At 67.6% G+C, this 751-nt stretch carries 1 protein-coding gene; it reads right to left on the bottom strand.

Annotated elements, in window-relative coordinates; genetic code table 11:
• Positions 1–7 precede the first annotated feature (7 nt).
• Positions 8–751, bottom strand: a 744-nt coding sequence (locus ACFHPP_RS31270; protein WP_437167117.1) for a SulP family inorganic anion transporter, incomplete at its 5' end; no start/stop codon positions are given.

Below are 751 nucleotides of genomic sequence, written 5' to 3' on the forward strand. Positions count from 1 at the left end.
TTCCCCCTCAGTGCAGCGCCGGGGCGGCCGAAGCGCCCGGCTTGTCATGCGTCGCGAGCTGGTCGACCAGGGTGGAGCTGGCCTCGTTCAGGCCGAGGATCTGCACCTCGGTGCCCTCGCGGCGGAACTTCAGCACCACGCGGTCGAGCGCCGCAACCGCCGTGAGGTCCCAGATATGGGCGCCGGTGACGTCGATCACCACCCGCTCGATCGCCTCCTTCAGGTCGAAGGCCTCGCCGAAGCTTTCGGCGGAGGCGAAGAAGATCTGGCCGGTGACGGTGTAGGTGCGCTGCATGCCGTCGGCCGAAAGCTCCGAGCGGATGCGGAAGATGTTGGCCACCTTGCGGGCGAAGAAGATGCCCGACAGCAGCACGCCGACCAGCACGCCCTGCGCCAGGTCATGCGTCGCGACCGTCACCGCGACGGTGGCCAGCATGACGATGGAGGAGCTTTTCGGGTGTACGCGCAGGTCGCTCAGCGACTTCCAGGAGAAGGTGCCGATCGAGACCATGATCATCACGGCGACCAGCGCGCCCATCGGGATCTGCCGCACCAGGTCGGCCAGCACCAGGATCAGGAACAGCAGGAACAGGCCGGCCCACAGCGTGGAGAGCCGCCCGCGGCCTCCGGACTTCACGTTGATGACGGACTGCCCGATCATCGCGCAGCCGGCCATGCCGCCGAACATCCCGGCGACAACGTTGGCGATGCCCTGGCCGTAGGTCTCGCGGATCTTGTCGGAGCCGGTGTC

This window comes from Falsiroseomonas sp. E2-1-a20 (genome assembly GCF_051433195.1).
Lineage (GTDB): Bacteria > Pseudomonadota > Alphaproteobacteria > Acetobacterales > Acetobacteraceae > Falsiroseomonas.